General features: G+C 40.9%; 19 protein-coding genes. 15 read left to right on the plus strand and 4 right to left on the minus strand.

Annotation, left to right across the window (positions count from 1 at the left end; translation table 11 throughout):
- Positions 1-10 precede the first annotated feature (10 nt).
- A complete protein-coding gene (locus tag B3D98_RS02490; RefSeq protein WP_054550850.1) occupies positions 11-577 on the minus strand; it encodes a hypothetical protein in 567 nt (188 codons plus the stop codon).
- 101 nt (positions 578-678) lie between these two features.
- On the opposite strand from B3D98_RS02490, the gene B3D98_RS02495 reads away from it, so the two are divergent.
- The 3 genes from B3D98_RS02495 to B3D98_RS02505 all read left to right on the plus strand — a co-directional run bounded on the left by B3D98_RS02495 (position 679) and on the right by B3D98_RS02505 (position 5468).
- Entirely contained in the window at positions 679-1497 is an 819-nt protein-coding gene (locus B3D98_RS02495) for a hypothetical protein (protein ID WP_288580259.1), read from the plus strand.
- 155 nt (positions 1498-1652) lie between these two features.
- Positions 1653-3332: a methyl-accepting chemotaxis protein gene (locus B3D98_RS02500; protein WP_279494592.1), complete on the plus strand. Its 1680-nt coding sequence runs from the start codon at positions 1653-1655 to the stop codon at positions 3330-3332.
- A 174-nt stretch (positions 3333-3506) separates the two neighbouring features.
- On the plus strand, positions 3507-5468 hold the full coding sequence (locus B3D98_RS02505) for a methyl-accepting chemotaxis protein (protein ID WP_288580263.1): 1962 nt from the start codon (positions 3507-3509) through the stop codon (positions 5466-5468).
- A 139-nt stretch (positions 5469-5607) separates the two neighbouring features.
- Here B3D98_RS02505 and B3D98_RS02510 read toward each other — a convergent pair whose 3' ends face one another.
- Positions 5608-7005 (minus strand): alanine/glycine:cation symporter family protein, encoded by a 1398-nt coding sequence (locus B3D98_RS02510; RefSeq protein ID WP_259948729.1) that lies wholly within the window; start codon positions 7003-7005, stop codon positions 5608-5610.
- 224 nt (positions 7006-7229) lie between these two features.
- Here B3D98_RS02510 and B3D98_RS02515 point away from each other — a divergent pair, with 224 nt between their 5' ends.
- From B3D98_RS02515 to B3D98_RS02570, 12 genes are all read left to right on the plus strand, one after another.
- Positions 7230-7928 carry an aspartate/glutamate racemase family protein gene (locus B3D98_RS02515; RefSeq protein ID WP_257961319.1) on the plus strand — a complete coding sequence of 233 codons (699 nt, stop codon included), beginning with the start codon at positions 7230-7232 and terminating at the stop codon, positions 7926-7928.
- A 1-nt stretch (position 7929) separates the two neighbouring features.
- Positions 7930-8988, plus strand: coding sequence for a P1 family peptidase (locus B3D98_RS02520; RefSeq protein WP_288580270.1), 1059 nt, complete (start codon positions 7930-7932; stop codon positions 8986-8988).
- Positions 8989-9274: 286 nt separating this feature from the next.
- Positions 9275-10006, plus strand: coding sequence for a M15 family metallopeptidase (locus B3D98_RS02525; RefSeq protein ID WP_288580273.1), 732 nt, complete (start codon positions 9275-9277; stop codon positions 10004-10006).
- Positions 10003-10797, plus strand: a complete 795-nt coding sequence (locus B3D98_RS02530; protein ID WP_054550855.1) for a M55 family metallopeptidase — start codon at positions 10003-10005, stop codon at positions 10795-10797. The genes B3D98_RS02525 and B3D98_RS02530 overlap by 4 nt, the downstream gene beginning before the upstream one ends.
- Positions 10798-11094: 297 nt before the next feature.
- Positions 11095-12924, plus strand: a complete 1830-nt coding sequence (locus B3D98_RS02535; protein WP_288580276.1) for a peptide ABC transporter substrate-binding protein — start codon at positions 11095-11097, stop codon at positions 12922-12924.
- An 82-nt stretch (positions 12925-13006) separates the two neighbouring features.
- Positions 13007-13951 (plus strand): ABC transporter permease, encoded by a 945-nt coding sequence (locus tag B3D98_RS02540; protein WP_054550857.1) that lies wholly within the window; start codon positions 13007-13009, stop codon positions 13949-13951.
- On the plus strand, positions 13951-14925 hold the full coding sequence (locus tag B3D98_RS02545; protein WP_048390234.1) for an ABC transporter permease: 975 nt from the start codon (positions 13951-13953) through the stop codon (positions 14923-14925). The genes B3D98_RS02540 and B3D98_RS02545 overlap by 1 nt, the downstream gene beginning before the upstream one ends.
- Entirely contained in the window at positions 14918-15991 is a 1074-nt protein-coding gene (locus tag B3D98_RS02550) for an ABC transporter ATP-binding protein (RefSeq protein ID WP_288580282.1), read from the plus strand. The genes B3D98_RS02545 and B3D98_RS02550 overlap by 8 nt, the downstream gene beginning before the upstream one ends.
- Positions 15984-16931 (plus strand): ATP-binding cassette domain-containing protein, encoded by a 948-nt coding sequence (locus B3D98_RS02555; RefSeq protein WP_281216643.1) that lies wholly within the window; start codon positions 15984-15986, stop codon positions 16929-16931. The genes B3D98_RS02550 and B3D98_RS02555 overlap by 8 nt, the downstream gene beginning before the upstream one ends.
- Complete coding sequence (locus B3D98_RS02560) at positions 16928-17860, plus strand: S66 peptidase family protein (RefSeq protein ID WP_259948749.1); 933 nt, start codon at positions 16928-16930, stop codon at positions 17858-17860. The genes B3D98_RS02555 and B3D98_RS02560 overlap by 4 nt, the downstream gene beginning before the upstream one ends.
- A 7-nt stretch (positions 17861-17867) precedes the next feature.
- Positions 17868-18680, plus strand: a complete 813-nt coding sequence (locus B3D98_RS02565) for a serine hydrolase (protein WP_269898713.1) — start codon at positions 17868-17870, stop codon at positions 18678-18680.
- Positions 18649-19479: a C40 family peptidase gene (locus B3D98_RS02570; protein WP_288580297.1), complete on the plus strand. Its 831-nt coding sequence runs from the start codon at positions 18649-18651 to the stop codon at positions 19477-19479. Before B3D98_RS02565 ends, B3D98_RS02570 begins: the two co-directional genes overlap by 32 nt.
- Here B3D98_RS02570 and B3D98_RS02575 read toward each other — a convergent pair.
- Positions 19476-19892: a hypothetical protein gene (locus tag B3D98_RS02575; protein WP_103117827.1), complete on the minus strand. Its 417-nt coding sequence runs from the start codon at positions 19890-19892 to the stop codon at positions 19476-19478. The two genes, B3D98_RS02570 and B3D98_RS02575, sit on opposite strands and share 4 nt — an antisense overlap.
- A 106-nt stretch (positions 19893-19998) precedes the next feature.
- The gene (locus tag B3D98_RS02580; RefSeq protein WP_288580301.1) at positions 19999-20724 is read right to left on the minus strand and encodes a glucosaminidase domain-containing protein; all 726 of its coding nucleotides are present in this window, start codon (positions 20722-20724) and stop codon (positions 19999-20001) included.
- Between the last annotated feature and the right edge of the window lie 50 nt (positions 20725-20774).

Genomic DNA, 20774 nt, shown 5'->3' on the forward strand with positions numbered 1-20774 from the left:
GTAGTAGGTGCTACGATCTTTTTTCTGCTAAATAGAGCTTGTATAAGGCTGTTTCTAGATCGGTCGCTTGAGCGAGTTCAAATGCCTCCTGCTGACTTCTATGATTTGTGATTATCTCATAGAAAAAGTGAATTAGAAACATGAGATTAGCATTACCCTCAATATAATCATCAGGTGCTAGGTAGGAATGACAGCCACTCTCTAAAAAGGCTGTCGCTAGCTGCTGCCAGCCTAATGTACAGCCTGCCGCAATGACCTTGACACCCTGTAGCTGACAATAGGTTAAGACATCTTGAGGTTCAAAATAGATACTCCTTGGTTCATTTTCTTCATATACCTCTTCTCCTAGCTCAGGCAGACAAAATCGCCCCTCATCGCCGTGAAAGTTTAATAGCAAATAATCCATTTTGTGAGGAAGATCATTTCCAGATAAAATATCAATTAAATCATTTGGTCTGCCAATTAAATCGAGTGTCACTCCTGCACCAAAGGATTCCAGTGCTGCTCGAATGGCCATGGATTCAAAATCACAGTCAGGACCAACTACTAAATGTACGTATAATTCTGGTCTACTCATATATCATCACCTCTATTTAAGTATAGCTGAAACTTATTAGATTAGTAAATCGTATATGACAATAATTACTATAAATGTAAAGTGGTAAAGGAGGTGATAAAGTGTACAAGAGTGGTTATATTCATACACTTATTCTGGGCATTGTTCTAAGTATAAGCACACTACTACTCTTCATTTACAATGAAAGGCAGCGGGAGGAGCTAGTGCCGCTGCATACTCCCATTCAATCAATTAAAGAGGCTTGGTATTTGTCTGGAAGTAATGGCAAAGAGCAATATTTATATCCATTAAAGCAAGTATTCTACGTCGACCGCTATGAGGTGAAAGATACAGATCGCCTTCAGCAAGTTTTACAAACTAAAAAGGACCTTAGCAGTCGACCAGCAGACCATGAAGCAGTAAGTGATTTATACATACACTTCCATAATGGCAAGGAAACGGCCTTGAAAGTAATAGTCGAGGATGAACGATTCTTCCTAATGGATCAAAAAACAGGATTGTATTATGTACTGCAAGCACAAGAAGCTGAGGATTATTTTCATTTGTTAAATGAGAAAAGCAAAATGTCGTGGCTATTATTTATTGTTTATACAATTTTATTTTTTGGTCTTGTCTATATGCTTGTAAAGAAACTAATAGCCGCTAAATCCACAGAGAAAGAAAGCATTCCCTCCGATACGAGGGAAAAAAGATCACTAGCAGATTCTATTTATCCAGCCATCCTGCCCTTGGTCATCACATTCTCTATGCAGATTTATGGGGCTCAACATAGCTTACTATTACTGAGTGCGATGATGCTAACTTCAGGCATTCGAGAGTTTTTAGAAAAAAGAGGTCATTTTCTGAAAATGCTCCTACTTCTTCCGCTCTTTTGGTGTTATCTCTATGGTTTCCAAATGATTACTTCCTATTTCAACTAGTAAAATAGTGGATATTATTGTCAATAGATTAGATGCGAAATTCTCATTATTGTTAAATTTTAGCGATAGTTTAGGAGGATGAGCATAGATTTTATAGGCTAATAGGTTTAGGTAGGCTATACTCAAGTGGATTATAGAAGAATAGAGGGAATCATATGAGACTAACTGTGGAACGGAAATTGCAATTTGCTTTTGGTATTGTCCTCATCTTTTTACTGCTTATATCAGGGATTGCTATGTACTACTTGAATAATAATAATCAGACATTAGCAGAAATCGAAGACAATACGGAATTAATCCATTTATATCAAGATATCTCGTTCCAAACCGTACGAGCGAATGCGGCTATTCGTGGGTATATGTTATATGGCAAGGAAGAAATGCTCAACAATCATCATGAAATCCGAAATACCTTACATACGTCGATTAATCGACTTCAAGAAGTAGGCGATAGTAATCAAGATTTTGATCAATTTTTATCGCAGCTTGACGACTGGGAAAAGGCTATAGATGGGCAGATAGTGCCTCTTTATCAGCGAGGGGATCATCAGCAGGCACAACAAATGGCTTTACCGATTTTAGGTGAGGGCTCTCAGAAATTGGTTGTCTTTGGAAAAACGATGGCAACAGCTCAGCAAGAAGATATGCAGGCTCATATTGAGGCTACCAAGCAAAAAGGAGAAAGAAGTGGCCTGGAAATTATGATTCTAGTGGCTATTTCTCTACTTATAAGCATTATCATTGCAACACTATTTGGTAGACGGATCGCAAAAAATATTCAACAAACAGTAGTTGAAATGGATAAGTTTTCGGAAGGGAATTTGCATACGCATTTACAATTTAAAACCAAGGATGAGTTTGCACACTTAGCCGATTCCTTCAATAGTATGTCAGAAAAGCTTCGACTGATGATGAAACAAGTCGGAAACTCCTCTGAGCAAGTTGCCGCAACATCCGAACAGCTAACAGCAAGTAGCATGGAGGTTACACAGGCGACAGAGGTGGTAACAGAATCTATTCATGATATTGCACAAGGAATTGATCAGCAGGATACATTAACAAGTGATGTACGAAATTTATCTGCCCATATCTTGAAGAAAATGAATGATATTTCTACAAGCATACAAAGCGTGAATCAAGCAACAGTCAACACGAAAAATATGGCACAAACAGGTCGTTCTTCGGTACATGATGTTACAGCGCAAATGAATGAAATCTCTACTAACACAAGTGAGCTAAATACACGTGTGCAAGATTTAGATGACAATACAGCGGCGATTGTATCAGCAGTAAATGTCATTAAGAGTATAGCGACACAGACCAATTTACTAGCAATCAATGCCTCTATTGAAGCCGCAAGGAGCGGGGAGCATGGGAAAGGCTTTGCGGTAGTGGCAGAGGAAGTCCGCAAGCTAGCAGATGAGTCAAATCTTGCTGCAGTCGATATTGAAAAAGTAGTGGCCCAAATTACAGATAGCACGAGGATTATCGAGGAAGATATGGTTAATAGTAATGATTCTGTCCATGTAGGTCGTGAAAAGGTTAATGTGGCAAGGGATAACTTTATACAAATTGATGATGCCATTAATGATGTACAAGCACAGACCGAGCTAGTAACGGCAGCCATTCAAGCAATTCATCAAGATATTGAAAAGTTAGTGCAGGAAATGGACTATATGAGTGAAGTGTCGATAAAATCAAGCCATCATGTGCAAAGTGTTGCAGCCTCTTCAGAGGAACAAAATGCAGCTATGGAGGAGGTAGCAGCAGCCTCTACCCATCTAGCAAAGATGGCAATAGACCTGCAAGAATCCATTCAATCGTTTAAATACTAAATTCAATTGACCCCTGTCTAGTTACAGGGGTTTTATTTGTCGGTAAAGCCTGAATAATATGAAAATCGTAAAAATGTTAGAAAAAATTTTTTTCGTCCGATAAAAGCTTTGGGAGAAATGTTAAGCAGATAAAGAGAGGGAGAGGTTTAGAAAAAATCAAAAGGAGATTGATATATGAAGAAACTATTTAGCAGTTTTAAGGGCAAGCTTTATACGCTATTCGCGCTAGTATTACTTATCCCTGTCATATCTGTTGGGAGTTTGTCTTATTTATCTGCAAAAGACTCGATTGAAGAAGAAATTTTATTTAGTGCCAATGAAAGTGTAGGCATTTTAAATAAGCTCATTGACAAAACGATTAGTGAGAAAATGAGTGACATCAATGTATTTAGTAGTGAAATAGATGCGCGTCAATATGAAGAAGCACAAGCTTCGATTGTGGCTAAATTTCAGCAATATACAAAGCTTAATGCAGATGTATTGAGTGTTTATATTGGCATGAATGACGGTCGATTTACACAGGAGCCAAAATTGAATGGTGCAGACTATAATCCATTAGATCGAGATTGGTATAAAGAGGCGACAGCTTTAAAAGGTGAAACCTTAATCACCAACCCTTACAAGGATGCGGGGACGGGTGATATGGTGGTAACAGTTGCTAAGCAGACGAAGGATCATGCTGGAGTTGTGGCAATCGATATTAAATTAACCGATCTTCAAAAAATTGCTGATTCAATTCGAATCGGAAAAAATGGGTATCCTTCCATTTTTGGAGAAGACAAGATGGTCATTTCACATCCTACACTTGAAGCGGGAGGGGAGCTGAAAGAAAGTTTCCTTGATGAAATGTACGAAAGTCCATCAGGTACGTATGAATATGTCTTTAATGGTGATGATCGTCTATTATTCTATACGACAAATGAACTGACGAATTGGAAAATAACAGGAACGATTTTTGCTGAAGAAATTGATGAGTCTGCTTCCTCGATTTTATACCATACGATTCTAGTCCTCATAGCAGCAATTATTATCAGTTCCATCATTTTTTATTTTGTAATGAGGGCTGTCATTAAACCAATTAAAGCCTTAAAGGATAGTGCGGTTACGATCAGCAAAGGGGATCTCACGGAAATGGTAACGATTACGTCAAAAGATGAGATTGGCCAATTAGGACAAGCCTTTAATGATATGCAAGAAAGCTTACGGACACTAATTCAAAAAATTGAGCAAAATGCAGAGGAGGTTGCTTCTTCAGCAGAAGAGCTAACTGCCAATGCCAATCAGACAAGCATTGCAACAGAAAAAGTGGCGATTTCCATTCAGGATGTTGCAACAAGTGCTGATTCTCAAACGATTAGTGCCAATAAAAATGCAGCTTCTTTACATGAGCTTTCTACTGCCATTCTGCATATTGCTGAAATCTCCTCGTCTGTGACGGACCTTTCACAGCATGCGACATTACAGGCGGATGAAGGCGGACAAGCTGTTCAAAATACAAAGAATCAAATGCAATCCATTCATTTATCCGTAGCAGACTCCAATGCGAAAATCCAGACATTGCATGAACGCTCTCAGCAAATTACATCCATTTTAGATGTGATTACAAGCATTGCAGATCAAACAAATTTACTAGCTTTAAATGCAGCTATCGAAGCAGCGAGAGCAGGAGAGCATGGGAAAGGCTTTGCAGTCGTGGCAGACGAAGTGCGTAAGCTTGCAGAGCAATCACAGGAATCAGCTAAACAAATATTTGAACTTATCCGAGGGATTCAGCAAGAAACGGAGCAATCTGTCAGTATTATGGCGAAGGTTACAGAGGATGTGCAAAGTGGATTGCATATTTCCGATGAAGCCATTGCAAAATTCCAAGTCATTATGACAAGTATGAATGAGATTACCCCTAAAATGGAGGAGGTTTCCTCAGCCTCTGAACAGATGTCTGCAGGTGTTCAAGAGGTAGCGGCAGTAACAGAAGATTTGGCATTCTCCGCGAAAGGCAATGCAGCGGCGTCTGAGGATGTAGCGGCATCAACAGAGGAGCAATTAGCCTCAATGGAGGAAATCAATGCCTCTGCGCAAGCACTCGCACATATGGCGGATGAATTAAAGCTACTGATTAGTCAGTTTAAATATTAAAGCACAACGCCACTCCAAAATTTTGGGGTGGCGTTAAGTGTTGATTACTAGTAGAGCAAAGTAACCGTTTTTTATAAAATTACCTTTATTTAAATATCGAAAAAACGCCACTCTAATTTTAGAAGTGGCGTTCAGTATTTTATCGATCTTCTTCTTCCCAACAGTCTGTATTTTTTAAGGTTGGGATTGATTTTGCATAGAAGACAGGATTTTTTCCTGCTCTACGTTGCTCAGTAAAGTCGTCTAGCACAAGGAAGGCAATTTTACCGAGCATCATAATGATGGCGATATTGATAAGTGCCATCAGCCCCATAAAGAGGTCAGCGAGATTCCATACAAGCTGTACCTGTGCGATGGAGCCGAACATGACCATAACTAACACTAAAATTCGATAGCAAAACATCCAAGCTTTATGGGCATCCATAAATTCAATATTGGATTCACCATAATAATAATTACCAATAATCGAACTAAAAGCGAAGAAAATGATGGAGATGGCAATAAAATAAGGAGCCCAATCACCAACATGAACAGCTAAAGAATTTTGCGTCAAAATAATACCATCACTCTCACCTTTATCATATAAGCCCGCTAAAATAATGATAAAGGCAGTGGCCGTACAAATCATAATCGTATCAAAAAAGACACCTAAGCTTTGTACAAGTCCTTGCTTAGCAGGATGCGAAGTATTAGCAGTCGCAGCAGCATTCGGTACACTCCCCATCCCTGCTTCATTGGAAAATAAACCGCGACGTACGCCCTGCATGATTGCTGCCCCAATTGCGCCACCAGCAGCTTCCTGTAGGCCAAATGCATGAGTGAAAATTAATGAAAAAACATGTGGGATTTCCGATAAATTAGTCACCACTACAAAAAGAGCTACAAGTAAATAGAAGATGGCCATAACTGGAACAAGAACTTGTGTCACCTTTACAATTCGATGGACACCACCAAAAATAATTAATCCAGTTAAAATGACAAGTATAGCCCCGATAATCTTTGGATTTACATCGAAGGCTTCGCCGACTGAAGTGGCAATTGTGTTGGATTGCACAGCATTAAAAATAAAGCCAAAGCTTAATGTTAATAGAATACTAAAAATAATGCCAAGCTTTCGCTGACCTAATGCTTTCTCCATATAGTAGGCGGGCCCACCACGGAATGTATCGCCATCCTTCACTTTATAGATCTGTGCTAAGGTACTTTCAATGAAGGCAGTGGCCATCCCTAAAATCGCGATTATCCACATCCAAAATACTGCACCAGGACCGCCTACACCAATGGCTAAGGCTACCCCTGTAATATTTCCTGTGCCGACACGTGAAGCAGCACTAATGGTAAAGGCTTGGAACGGAGAAACCCCCGAATCGCCCTCTCTTTTTTCTACAATTAAACGAAACATTTCAGGAAAAAGACGAATTTGTACAAACTTCGTACCGAATGAAAAATATAGTCCTGCTGCTAAAAGTAAGATAATGAGGATATATGTCCATAAAATATTATTTCCACTGTCAACTATTGTTGAGATCCATTCCATAAGTTGTCCTCCTTTCACAATACGCTTTAGTCTACACTGTTTTTTTATTAAAAATCAACTTTTCTAAAATAATGAATTATACTAAAATTTTGATATTTATAATTTATTAATTGAGAAAACTGATTTTATCTACTATTTTCCAATCCTTGTATATTATTTTTGGAAAATTCTCTTATTTTTGTTTTAGAGAGGCGTATAATAATAGAAAAAGGAGTGATGTAGACATGAAAACAATCGGCTTAATCGGTGGGATGAGCTGGGAGTCATCTGCTGAATATTACAGACTTATCAATGAACAGGTTAAACATAGGCTAGGGGGCCTACACTCTGCGAAATGTATTTTGTTTAGTGTAGATTTCCAGCAAATTGAGCATTTTCAAGCTAACGGGGAGTGGGACAAAGCAGGTGAGGTTCTAGCTCAAGCTGCACAAGCACTTGAGCGGGCAGGCGCAGACCTAGTCATCATTTGTACCAATACAATGCATAAGGTCATTGATGTTATCGAGTCTGCTATAACCATCCCTATTTTACATATTGCGGATGCCACAGCTAAGCAAATCAAAGAAGCGGGGTTACAGAAAATAGCGCTTCTTGGCACAAAGTACACAATGGAGCAAGCGTTTTATAAGGCAAGGGTAGAAAGCTTTGCCATAGAGGTGATTGTGCCTGACAGCAACGACCGAATGGAAGTAAACCGAATTATTTACGATGAATTGTGTCTTGGTACCATTGTACCAGCATCTAAAAGGTACTATAGCCAAGTGATCGAGGAGCTTGTACATGCGGGGGCGCAAGGGGTAATTTTGGGCTGTACGGAAATTGGCTTACTGATTCAGCAGGAGGATGTCAGCATTCCCGTGTTTGATACAACGGCTATCCATGCACAGGCTGCTGTGTTAATGGCGATTCAGGAGGATGCATAATATGCAGGGAAAAGTAAGACAATTGGGCATTGAAATTGGTGTGTTACCAGTTGGTCAGAAAAACTGCATCACCGATGTAGAAGGAGTTCAAGTGGGGCATGTGACATTGGATGAGCCATTAGATCAGAATGGGGCCTATGCGTGTACAGGCGTTACAGCCATTTTACCGCATGGAGGCAATGTATTTCAGCAAAAGGTGACAGCGGCAAGCTATGTACTAAATGGCTTTGGGAAAACAACGGGACTTGTGCAAGTGAATGAACTAGGTGTACTGGAATCGCCCATTATGTTAACCAATACTTTTGGCGTACCCGCTGTGACACAAGGTACATTAAGCTATATGCTTGATAGGAATGAAGACATTGGACTGACAACAGGAACCATTAATCTCGTTGTGGGCGAGTGTAATGATAGTTATCTTAATTCGATTCGAGCTTGTCCAGTGACACCTGCGCATGCCATAGAAGCCATTCGTCAAGCCTCTACAAAGACGGCACAGGAAGGCGCTGTTGGTGCAGGAAAAGGGATGATGTGTTTCGGCTACAAAGGAGGAATTGGTTCTTCCTCTCGCATCGTCAAAGTAGAATCAAATGAAGTGAACTATACAGTAGGCTGCCTAGTTCTTAGTAACTTTGGACAAGACAGGGAGTTTTTAGCCGAGCATTACAAAGTCTCAACTATGCAAAACCAATCTACTCTATCACCAACAGATGGCTCCATTATCATTGTCCTTGCGACAGATGCCCCGCTAAGTAGTCGACAATTAACACGTGTCATTAAACGCTGTGGTATCGGTTTGGGACGGACAGGCAGTCATTTTTCACATGGTAGTGGCGATATTGTGATTGGCTTCACGACGGCACATTGTATTCCTCATATCGCTGATCAGCTTATTGAGACTAGAACTCAGCTTCGTGAGGATCATCCCATCATGAATCAACTGTTTACAGCCGCAGCGGAAGCGACAGAGGAAGCGATACTGAATTCGTTATCGCAGGCACAGACAACAACTGGCCGCAATGGTCATACTGTACAAGCTTACTCCTTTCATCGGGCATAAAAGAAAAGGCTATTGAAACAGCAATTGTGTTTCAATGGCTTTTTTTGAGCACCAAACAGGTTTCGTTAATTTTTTAGCATGAGCGAGCTATAAGATGAATAAAATCCTTAATTAGAGGATATAAGTGGTTTTTCGACCCGTCAATTGCTGGAATATGTATCATTGTAAGAATATATCCATTATTTTGTAATTATTCTTTTTTTATCTAGTCAATGGTAGAGAGATATGATAACATTCAACTTAAAAAACTGAATTATCTAACTATTTAAAGGAGGGTTCTGTTATTATGGACCTTTTTCAACCGATAGCACCCTCTCTAAATGGAAGCCCCTCGCCATCACTAGTTGTCTGTGAAAACAATGAGCCGCTTATCCAGCTTACAGGTGCTCATCCTAGGATATTTATGGAACCCATCTACTATCAGCAACAGATTTCTAATAGTTTACGAGTTATTCATGTAAGAGAAGGAGTCTATGAGCGTTTGCAACAGGTGTTAACATTATTACCTCAAGAGTATTGCTTATTACTTTATGATGGCTATCGTCCATTTCAAGTACAGCAGCATTTGTTTAGCCATTTTTCTCAGCAATTAGCAAAAAGGCTGCCGCAGTTAACATCACAAGAGATTGTGCAGGCGACCAAAAAATATGTAGCATTTCCAAGTAAAGATGCAGCCCATTTAGCCCCCCATTTAACAGGGGGTGCCATCGATGTAACACTGGCTGATGTTCATGGTAAAGCCCTCGATCTTGGGACAGCGTTTGATGAAATGAATGAAAAATCCGCGACCCGTTATTTTGAACAACATACGCATGAAAATCCGCTTGCCTGTCAGTACCGACGTTTGCTGTATAACTGTATGACACTTGCTGGATTTACGAACTATGCGGAGGAATGGTGGCATTATGATTATGGCAATGTGGCATGGGCTAGACGTGTTCAAGCACAGGCAGCGCATTACGGAGCAGTACACGCAACAATTCAAAATCACCATGTAAAGGAGTTTCGATTTCTATGAAAGTTTATATTAGTGCAGATATTGAAGGGATTACAGGTACAACTTCGTGGAGTGAGACCGAGTTAAACGCACCTGACTATCAGTTTTTCCAAAGACAAATGACACGTGAAGTAGAAGCTGCCATTGAAGGAGCGATAGCGGGGGGCGCAACCGAAATTTTAGTAAAGGACGCACATGATTCAGCCCGCAATCTAGACATTTCCAATTTACCAATCAACTGTAAAGTTATCCGTGGCTGGACATACGACCCTATGTGTATGGTAGCGGGTCTCGATAAAAGCTTCGATCGTGCTATTTTTATCGGCTATCACAGCAAGGGTGGCAGTGAGCGTAACCCACTAGCCCATACACTTTGCACATACGCGGATGTCAAAATCAATGGCGAATATGCGAGTGAATTTCTGATCAATACCTATGCAGCAGCCTTACACGGTGTTCCTGTGTCCTTTGTGAGTGGGGATGTGGGGTTGACAGAAGAGATTCAATCCGTAAACGAACACATTGTCACATTTGCTACTAAGGAAGGAATCGGCAATGCGACGATTAGTGTCAGTCCACAACTAACTATCATGGAAACCAAGCGACTGGTAGAGTCTTCTATGAAGGTTCCTCGTACCGCATTACAGGTAACGTTGCCAGAACACTTTAGGGTAGAGCTTATTTATCGTGATCATACACGAGCCTATCGTAATTCATTTTATCCAAATGCCAAATTCAAACCGCATAATACCGTGGAGTTCATGACCCATGATTTTTATGAGGTGCTGCGTGTCCTGCAATTTTTAACATGATGGAAAGGTTTAGTGAGAGCTTTTATATCAAGTGAGGATTCTAATTCATGAAAGGTGAGAAGTGATCAAAAAAGTGGTGGACCCGCTCAAAAAGCAGTGGGACACGCTGTCTGAGTGGTTTGATAGTTGATAGAACCAAAAATTTAATCTCATAACTGTGACAATGAGTATGTACCGTTGTTCATTTCATCGATAGATGGTCGATTTAGACAGACCTAGCTTATGTTTGAATGATCCTATTGAAGATGCAATCCATCCTACCAATAGGATTTTCATTATAAAAAGATGACTAGGGGGATGCTTGTGAGAAAATATTGGTTGCTGTTCGTATGTCTGGTCGTATTATTTTGTGTAGCCTGTAATGACAAGTCAGCGAGTGAAAAAGCATCGGAATATCGAGTGGTGTATTCAGGGGAAATTAAAACGTTAAATTATTTAAAGACGTCAGAAACAAATGAATTTGCGGTAGCTGCGAATATGGTGGATGGGCTCATTGAATATGACAACTATGGGGTGGTCCAACCAGGATTAGCGAAAGAGTGGTCTGCGAATGAGGATGCTACGGTGTGGACATTCAAATTGCGTGATGACGCAAAATGGGTGACACATGAGGGCAAGGAATATGCTGATGTTGTGGCACAAGACTTTGTGGATGGCTTACACTATGTGCTTGATGCTAAAAATGAATCGTCGACAGCTTGGATTGCGACGGTGGTGAAAAATGGGGAAGCCTTCTATAATGGCGAGATGAACGATTTCAAGGAAGTAGGCATAAAGGCGCTAGATGAACATACAGTAGAATATACTTTAGAGGCGCCGACACCTTATTTTCTTTCTATGTTGAATTATGTTTGTTTCTTCCCTGTGAATGGCAAGTTCATTGCGGAAAAGGGAGAGGATTTTGGCACAACACGTGAAAACTTCCTCTATAACGGTGCCTATATTTTAGATAAATTTGAGCCACAAAATGAACGCGTTCTTGTGAAAAATGAAACGTACTGGGATAAAGACAAGGTGCTGATTGACCGTATTCGCTATAAATACAATAAAGAGGCGGCAACTGTGGCGCCTGAGCTGTTTTTACGTGGCGAAATCGATTCGGCTAGTATCCCGACCTCCATCATTGATGAATGGTTTAAAGATGAAAAGAAAAAATCTCAGGTTCGTCAAACACAAAATAACTTCTATACCTACTTTTATGCACTCAACTTCAACCCACAATTTGACGCACAATACGAACCTGATAACTGGAAAATCGCCGTCAATAATAAAGATTTCCGCAAATCCTTATTCCATGCGCTTGACCGTGTCTCCGCGATGCTAACGGTTGAGCCTTATAATCCAGCAGATTTGCTGAGCAATACCATTACACCGAAAAACTTTGTTGATGTGGAAGGAGTGGATTATACACAACTAGCACCCCTTACATCCATTTCCAATGAGGATTCCTTCAATAAAGAGCTGGCCCTAGAGTATAAAGAAAAGGCAAAAACAGCGTTAGCAGGTAAGGCCACATTCCCTGTAAAGGTTTTAATGCCTTATAACGCTGGTATGCCAGATTGGGCTAATCGCTCTCAAGTAGTCGAGCAGCAAATGGAAAAACTACTAGGGACAGATTATGTCGACATTATCGTAGAGGCTGGTCCATCCACAGGCTTCTTATCAGAGGTACGTCGTCCTGGTAAATTTGCGCTCTTAGAGGCGAACTGGGGTCCTGATTATGCAGATCCATCAACGTATACAGATCCTTTCACAGTCGATGGTACCTATAATAAACCAGAATTAGCAGAGGGCTATAAAGAGGCGAATGGTAAAACAACTTATCAAAATCTTGTGGATCAAGCGAAAGAAACAATTGACACAGCCAAACGCTATGAGCTATTTGCGAAGGCAGAAGCGTTTTTAATTGAGGAAGCCTTTGTTATTCCATATTCAGTTGGTGGTAGTGGCTATATGGCATCTAAATTAAATCCATTCGAGGCGCAATATTCGCCATTTGGTGTAACGGCAGAGAAATTTAAAGGCCAGCAAGTGCTAGAAAAGCCAATGAGTAATGAAGAATTTAAAAAAGCACTTGCCGAGTGGGAACAAGAACGTGCGGAAGCACTAGCCAATGCTGAAAAGTAGTAGAATTTCGTAGATGAAAAGGAGATACCGAAAAGAATAGTCGGCATCTCCTTTCGTCTTTTTGACAAAGGAGGATGGCGCGATGTTGCAGTATATAGGAAAACGACTCTTACAATCCGTTTTAACCCTTTTTATTATCATCACCATTGTCTTTTCATTATTACGGCTAATGCCAGAGGAAGGCTATTTAGGAGCGGCAGCTGATAAAATGTCACCTGCTCAGCAGGAAATTTACTTAACAAATCTCGGCTTGCGAGACCCAATCCTTGTCCAATTGGGTAATTTTTACAAGAATTTACTGCAGGGGGATTTGGGTAAATCAGTGACTTATCGTACCGATGTCCCAGTAGTGACGATTATTGCAGATAAAATCACGTATTCTCTGCTCTTTGGTTTAGGAGCAGTCGCTATATCACTCCTGATTGGTGTGCCGCTAGGAATAATGATGGCCTATCGTAAGGGACGTTGGCTGGATCGACTTGGGACAGGCTATATCGTATTTGTTGTTGCAGTCCCTGCAGCGGTTTATTACTTAGTTATTCAAATGTATATTACAGAACTCTTTCAATTACCGATGCTGTTTGATGAATACAGGCCGATTACTTGGATTCTTCCACTTACGTCAATGGCATTGGCTCCAACTGCCTCCTACGCGATGTGGATGCGACGCTATATGGTGGATGAACTGAACAAGGACTATATTAAGCTGGCTAGGGCAAAGGGCGTAAAGGAGCGGACACTGATGTTCAAACATGTATTACGTAATGCCTTTATTCCCATGGCACAATATTTACCTGCAACAATTCTGTTTACGATTACAGGCTCGATTTATATAGAGTCGTTGTATTCCATTCCAGGGATGGGGGGCTTACTTGTGGATGCTATTCAGCGACAGGATAATACGATTGTTCAAGGCCTAGTGTTAGTGTTCTCTTCCCTTGGTATCATTGGCCTTATTTTAGGGGATATTGCCATGGCACTTGTCGACCCTCGTATTAAATTAGGCAAGGGAGGGGGTGTGCGTTAATGGGGATGTATACAGATGAAATCAATAATATTTCCAATAAATCACGTGAAACCTTATTTGAATTTGCCGAAGTGGACGCAAGACAGGCGGAGGAAACGGGCTATTCAAATTATTCTTATTGGCGGTCTACATGGCAATCCTTTTTGAAAAATCGACTGGCCGTTTTTTTATTAGTTGGGGTGATCATCATTGTTGGCTTTACGATTCTACAGCCCTATTTACCTGCGCAAAAATCACCAACTGAAATTTACTTGGATGAACAAACAGGGATGCAGGCACGTAATATTGCACCTAGTGCAGAATTTTGGTTTGGCACGAATTCAATCGGTCAGGATTTATGGTCTCGTATTTGGGCGGGGACGAGAACCTCACTTTTTATTGGCTGTGTTGTCGCCTTAGTGGAGGCAGTGGTGGGCATTACAATTGGCACGCTATGGGGCTTTTCACGGAAATTAGAAGCGCCTATTACACAGCTTTATAATGTTGTCGATAATATCCCCACAACCATTGTGCTCATTTTAATGTCCTATATCTTACGGCCAAGTATTTCAACCATTATTATTGCCATGTGTATTACGGGATGGGTGGAAATGGCGAGGTTTATCCGCAATCAAATTGTTATTTTGCGTGACCGTGAATACAATCTAGCCTCGAAGTGCTTAGGCACACCTGATTATCGTATTATCCTAAAAAATCTATTACCTTATTTAATTTCTGTCATTATGCTCCGCATGAGCTTAGCGATACCCTTTGCAATTGGGGCCGAAGTCTTTTTGACGTATATTGGCTTAGGGCTTCCGATCAGTGAGCCATCCTTAGGAAATTTAATTAATGAAGGACGTGTCCTTATGATGTCACCAGATCTACGGTATCAGCTTATTTTCCCGAGTATTGTGCTAAGCGTTATTACGATCGCATTTTATATTATTGGTAATTCCTTTGCAGATGCAGCAGATCCGAAAAACCATGTATAAGGAGAGGAAGCGAGTGACATTGAAAAAATCAAGCATATTAGGCATCCAAAATTTAGTGATTCAGTTTACGCTACGTGGTCGAATTTTAACAGCGATTCGCGGTATTTCACTCGACCTTTACAAGGGAGAGAGCTTAGCCATTGTGGGTGAATCAGGTTCGGGTAAATCCGTGCTGATGAAATCCATTATGGGCTTGCTCGATAAAAATGGTCGTATTAAGCAGGGACAAATTATTTACAATGCACAGGATTTAGGCAAATTCACAACAGAGCAAGAATGGCTAGGGATTCGTGGTAAGGAAATAGCGATGGTGACACAGGATCCGATGACATCGTTAAACCCGCTCAAAACCATTGGAAAGCAAATTGAAGAATGTGTGGTTATGCATCAAGGATTAAGAGGTAAGGAAGCCTATACAGAAACACTAAAACTGTTAACAGATGTCGGCATTACCGATGTGCAAAAGCGCTATAAGCAATACCCGCATGAATTTTCAGGAGGGATGCGCCAACGTATCGTTATTGCGATTGCCATTGCGTGTAAGCCGAATATTTTAATATGTGATGAGCCCACAACAGCTTTGGATGTAACCATTCAGGCACAAATTTTACAGCTCTTAAAAAGTCTTCAGCAAAAATACGGCTTAACAATCGTCTATATTACGCACGATTTAGGAGTAGTCGCAAAAGTGGCTGACCGTATTGCCGTGATGTACGCGGGCGATGTCATCGAGGTTGGGGAAACACATGAAATTTTCTTTCATAGTAAGCATCCTTATACGTGGGCGCTTATTTCCTCCTTACCACAGCTTGGCTCAAAAGGGGAACAATTGTATTCCATCAAGGGCACACCTCCGAATCTTTTTCAGGAAATAAAGGGAGATGCCTTTGCCCCACGAAATCCATATGCATTGAAAATTGACTTTATCGAGCGGCCACCTTTTTTTCAGGTCAGTGATACCCACTATGCTCGTACATGGTTATTAGACCCACTTGCACCAAAGGTAGAGCCTCCAGCAGCCTTACAAGCATTTTTTGCAGAGGGGAGGCATTATGCGAATGACTGATAAAGAGGTGCTTGTAGATGTAAAAAATTTATCTGTTGTTTTTGGCAAAGGGAAAAATAAGTTTACAGCCATTGATGATGTCAGCTTTCAAATTTTTAAAGGCGAAACATTTGGCATTGTAGGTGAGTCAGGTTCAGGGAAGACAACGATTGGTCGAGCGATTATGCGCATCAATGAGGTCACAGAGGGACAAATTTTGTACCATGGTAAAAGTATTCAGGGGAAAATCCCGAAAGATTGGGATAGAGAAATTACGCAAAAAATCCAAATGATATTCCAGGACCCTATGGCATCTCTGAATGAACGAGCAAAAGTAGATTATATTGTCTCAGAGGGCTTATACCCTTCGAAAAAATATAAAGATGAGGCAGAGCGGCAACAAAAGGTGCGCGATGCGTTATTGGACGTTGGGCTACTTCCAGAGTTCTCAAGCCGCTTTCCGCATGAGTTTTCAGGAGGTCAACGCCAACGTATTGGCATTGCTCGTGCGTTAGTGATGGAGCCAGAGTTTATCATTGCAGATGAGCCAATATCCGCCTTAGACGTATCCATTCGAGCGCAAGTATTAAATTTATTAGCAAGCCTTCAACAGCGAAATCATTTAACGTATTTATTTATTGCCCATGATTTATCGATTGTCCGTTTTATTACGGATCGTACGGCAGTCATTTATAAGGGGAAGATTGTGGAGCTAGCGGAAACAGAAAAGCTTTTCGCTCATCCGCTGCATCCTTATACAAGGGCTTTATTATCAGCAGTACCAGAGCCGAATCCCTATAAAGAGCGGGAGAAAGTTGTAGAAGTGTATGATCCGTCACAGCATCGCTATGAGGAAAATCCCCCCTCATTTGTTGAAATAGAGGAAGGTCATTTTATTTTAGCCAATGAAGAGGAACTGGCCCATTATCGTACTTCACTGAAAAGGGAGGAAAAGATATGATTTGTCCAAAGGCATTGAAAAAGGGTGACACAATTGGTCTTATTAGTGCTTCTGGAGCAACGCCACCCGAAAAGCTGCAACCTGCTATTGCTAGTATCGAAAAGCTAGGGCTCAATGTGGTCGTTGGGGAGACCTGTCACGCAAGACATGGCTATTTAGCAGGCACAGATGAATTACGGGTAGCAGATGTTCATCGTATGTTTGATGATCCAATGATTGATGGTATTTTTTGTATACGTGGGGGCTATGGTGCGACGAAAATTTTAGCCCAATTAGACTTTGACTTGATAAGTGCCAATCCCAAAGTATTTGCAGGCTATAGTGATGTGACCGCTCTACATATAGCTTTTAATCAGCTATGTGGCTTTGTAACCTATCATACGCCGATGCCATCCACAGAATTTATTAGACAGGAGATGGATGACTATACTTGGCAGTCGTTCATTCAGCTGATTATGGAGAATGAAAGAAAGGCGTATTACTTAAAAAATCCCTCTCACCAGCCCATGTCTACACTGGTTCCTGGGAGCGCTTCAGGTCAACTCATCGGTGGCAATTTAACATTAGTGACAGCTTCACTTGGCACACCCTATGAAATTGATACACGAGGTAAAATTCTGTTTTTAGAAGATATCGATGAAACGGAGCAACGGGTGGATCGTATGCTGACACAATTAAAACTGGCAGGAAAGCTAGATGACGTGGCAGGCATTTTATTGGGCGCTTGGACAAATTGCGAACCTGAAAATCCCGAAAAGCCAGCTCATAGCTTATCATTACAAACTATTTTTCAAGAAATTCTAGTGCCTTTAGGGAAGCCTATGATTGCAGATTTGGCATGTGGTCATTGTTTACCAACGATGTCGCTTCCTTTAGGAAGAAGCGTCAAGATGGATGCGGACAATCAGCGTATCCATGTAGTTGGATAGGTGGTCTATGGAGCAGAGAATTACTACACTTATTCAAGAATCGCCCTATAACGTACATTTGTTTATTAAAAATCTAACAACGAATCAGTTGCTCATCAGTCATCAGCTAGAGACTTCATTTTCAAGTGCAAGTTTAATCAAAGTGCCGATTCTGTTAGCCTTGCTCTCATATATAGAGAAAAACAAATTATCACTTAATTCTACGCTTACGATTTCACCAACTGATTGGGTGGATTTTAGTGTGATTAGTGAACAAAGACTTACACAAAGCACTTTCTATGATCTGCTATTGTGGATGATTATTACTAGCGATAATACAGCTACGAACGTCTTAATCGATGTAGTTGGCATGGAATATTTGAATGACTATTTTCAGCATATCGGTTTACAGGACACACTGCTACAGCGAAAAATGATGGATGTGGAGCGGCTAGCAAAGGGCATAGATAATCGCACATCAGCAAGGGATATGGCGCATCTTTATACGCAAATCTATCAGCAAGAGCTTTTATCGCCTCCCTACAATAAACTAGTCATTGATATTTTAAGCCGTCAGCGTATACATGACTCCCTAAAGCGCTATCTAGTAGAGGATGTGAGGCTGGCACATAAAACAGGCGGACTGGATACAGTCGATCATGATGTAGGGATATTTTACACGAATGCAGTCGATTATAGTATGGGTGTTTTTATAACAAATGTAACGGACAATGATCAGGCGCGCCAACTCATTGGTCGTCTATCAAAAGTTGTCTATGACCAGCTGGTGAAGCGGAAGGGGGAGAAGGATGAAGGCTATCGTTACAGCCATGATTGCTAGCTTGCATGCCATGCCAGATAAAGCTTCTGAACTAGTCGATGAAGTGCTTTATGGGATGACCGTAGAGATCATCAGGGATGTCAATGAAGCTTGGGTTTCTATTCAAACGGCCTATCGTTACGAGGGTTATTGTCAGAAGGCGGACTTACTGCTAGAGGAAGCACTTGCATCTACATGGCAACAAGATGCACAGTATGTAGTTTGTCAAAGCTTTGCAGATGTTTTGCAGCAGCCACGTATTCAAAGTACAAAGCTGCTAACGCTTGTAAGAGGCTCTTCCATTCGTGTTATGTCAGACGAAGCAGTACCTGAAGAATGGTCAGCTGTACAGCTAGTGTCAGGACAAATAGGGTATGTTCGAACAAAATGGCTACAACCAAAAATAACAGCACATTCATTATCGGAGCAGCAGTTCCGAGAAAATGTGGTGGACACAGCGCTCAGCTATTTAACGGTCCCTTATCGCTGGGGTGGCAAATCGCCACTAGGTATTGATTGCTCTGGTTTATGTTCAATGGCTTATATGTTAAACGGTGTCTATATTTATCGTGATGCCCGAATAGTAGAGGGCTTCCCTATTGTTAACATAGAGCAAGCCCGAATGCAGAAGGGTGATTTAATCTATTTTCCAGGTCATATTGCTCTATACATGGGTGATGATTTGTATGTCCATTCATCGTTAGGTGGTAATGAAGTAACCATTAATAGTCTAGATGCCAAACATCCCCTCTATCGACAAGATTTAGCCACGACCATACTAGCAGTAGGTACTTTATATAACTCACAGAAGACTAGTTAAGCTTTTTTAAAGGTCAGTCCCATCTTGAGGATGATAAACGTACTGAGATGGATCAGTGCTAACACGATAAACTGCCAGAGCCCAATTAAAAATGTACTCATGCATAAATCAAACACTGCTTCACCTGGGGGCATATCTGGATAGGGCTCTAGTTGCCCATAATGCCACACAAAATAACAGGCTATAGAGGTGCCTTGTCCCACATAGACAAAGGTCCAATGGATAGAGGCTGCTACTCTTTGCCGACTACAACATAGTAAAAGGTTCGATAAAATAATAAGAGCGGGGAAAATAATAAGATAAAAGGAACCCTCAGCTATTTTTGTTGTGAAATATAGGTTGTAGCTAAGCTGAATCAATGGCAATAGCATAAGGTTAACGGCGAGAAGACTGAGCAATTGTGTACGCTTCACTGTGTTCCTATCCTTTCCGCATTTTTACACTAAGACGTTTAGACAAACGAATAAGTTTCATGAGAAAAAACGTCCATACTCCTTGATGAGTCATGGACGTTTTATGTTAATAATGATAAATATTAAGTTGCTGGCCTGCTTCAAGACGTTCTGTTCGAAGCTGATTCCACTGCTTAAGTGATGTCACCTTCACATTATAGGCTTCGGCAATCTTCATAAGTGAATCTCCATCAGCCACCGTGATGGTTTTCTTATCTTTTACAGGGCTATCATATTGCTGAAGGTCATATTTTGCGATCAATGTATTTAATTTTTCATTGTAAGCCGAATCAGTTGCATAGGAGCCTGTTAAAAACTTGGTCGCATCTGTATAGGTAGTTGTGTTGCTTTTGAAAACGCCTGCGTAAAAATCTTTATTCCATGACACGCCATTACGCATTAATTTTACATAATCCTGCATGGATGCTTCATAGGAAGGGTATTTGCGGAAGTCAGCCATGATGGTAGAAAGGTTGCCTGCCCCATCATCCTCTGTGGTTTCGAGTGTGACGGAATTATTTTGGTAGCTGCCTTTCATTCCAAAAAGATTATAATTAGGGGCAGAGCCAAGTCCACTTTGCCCATGCTCACTTTCTAGAATCGCCTGAGCAATCATCACGGATGCATATAAGTCATTGTCAGCACCAAGATCTCGTGCGGTCTCTGCAATCTCACCGATAAACTCTTCCACACTTGGACGATCATCAATAACCACAGACTCTTCTCTTTCAGTCGTATTAAATAACTGTGTCACCATATAAAACGAAATACAAATAACAACAACGACAATCATAAGTCCTTTAAAAAAGTTTAGCACGTATTTCATTGTAGCTGGATGTTGGT

It is taken from the genome of Lysinibacillus sp. UBA5994 (assembly GCF_002429725.1).
Classification (GTDB): domain Bacteria; phylum Bacillota; class Bacilli; order Bacillales_A; family Planococcaceae; genus Lysinibacillus; species Lysinibacillus capsici.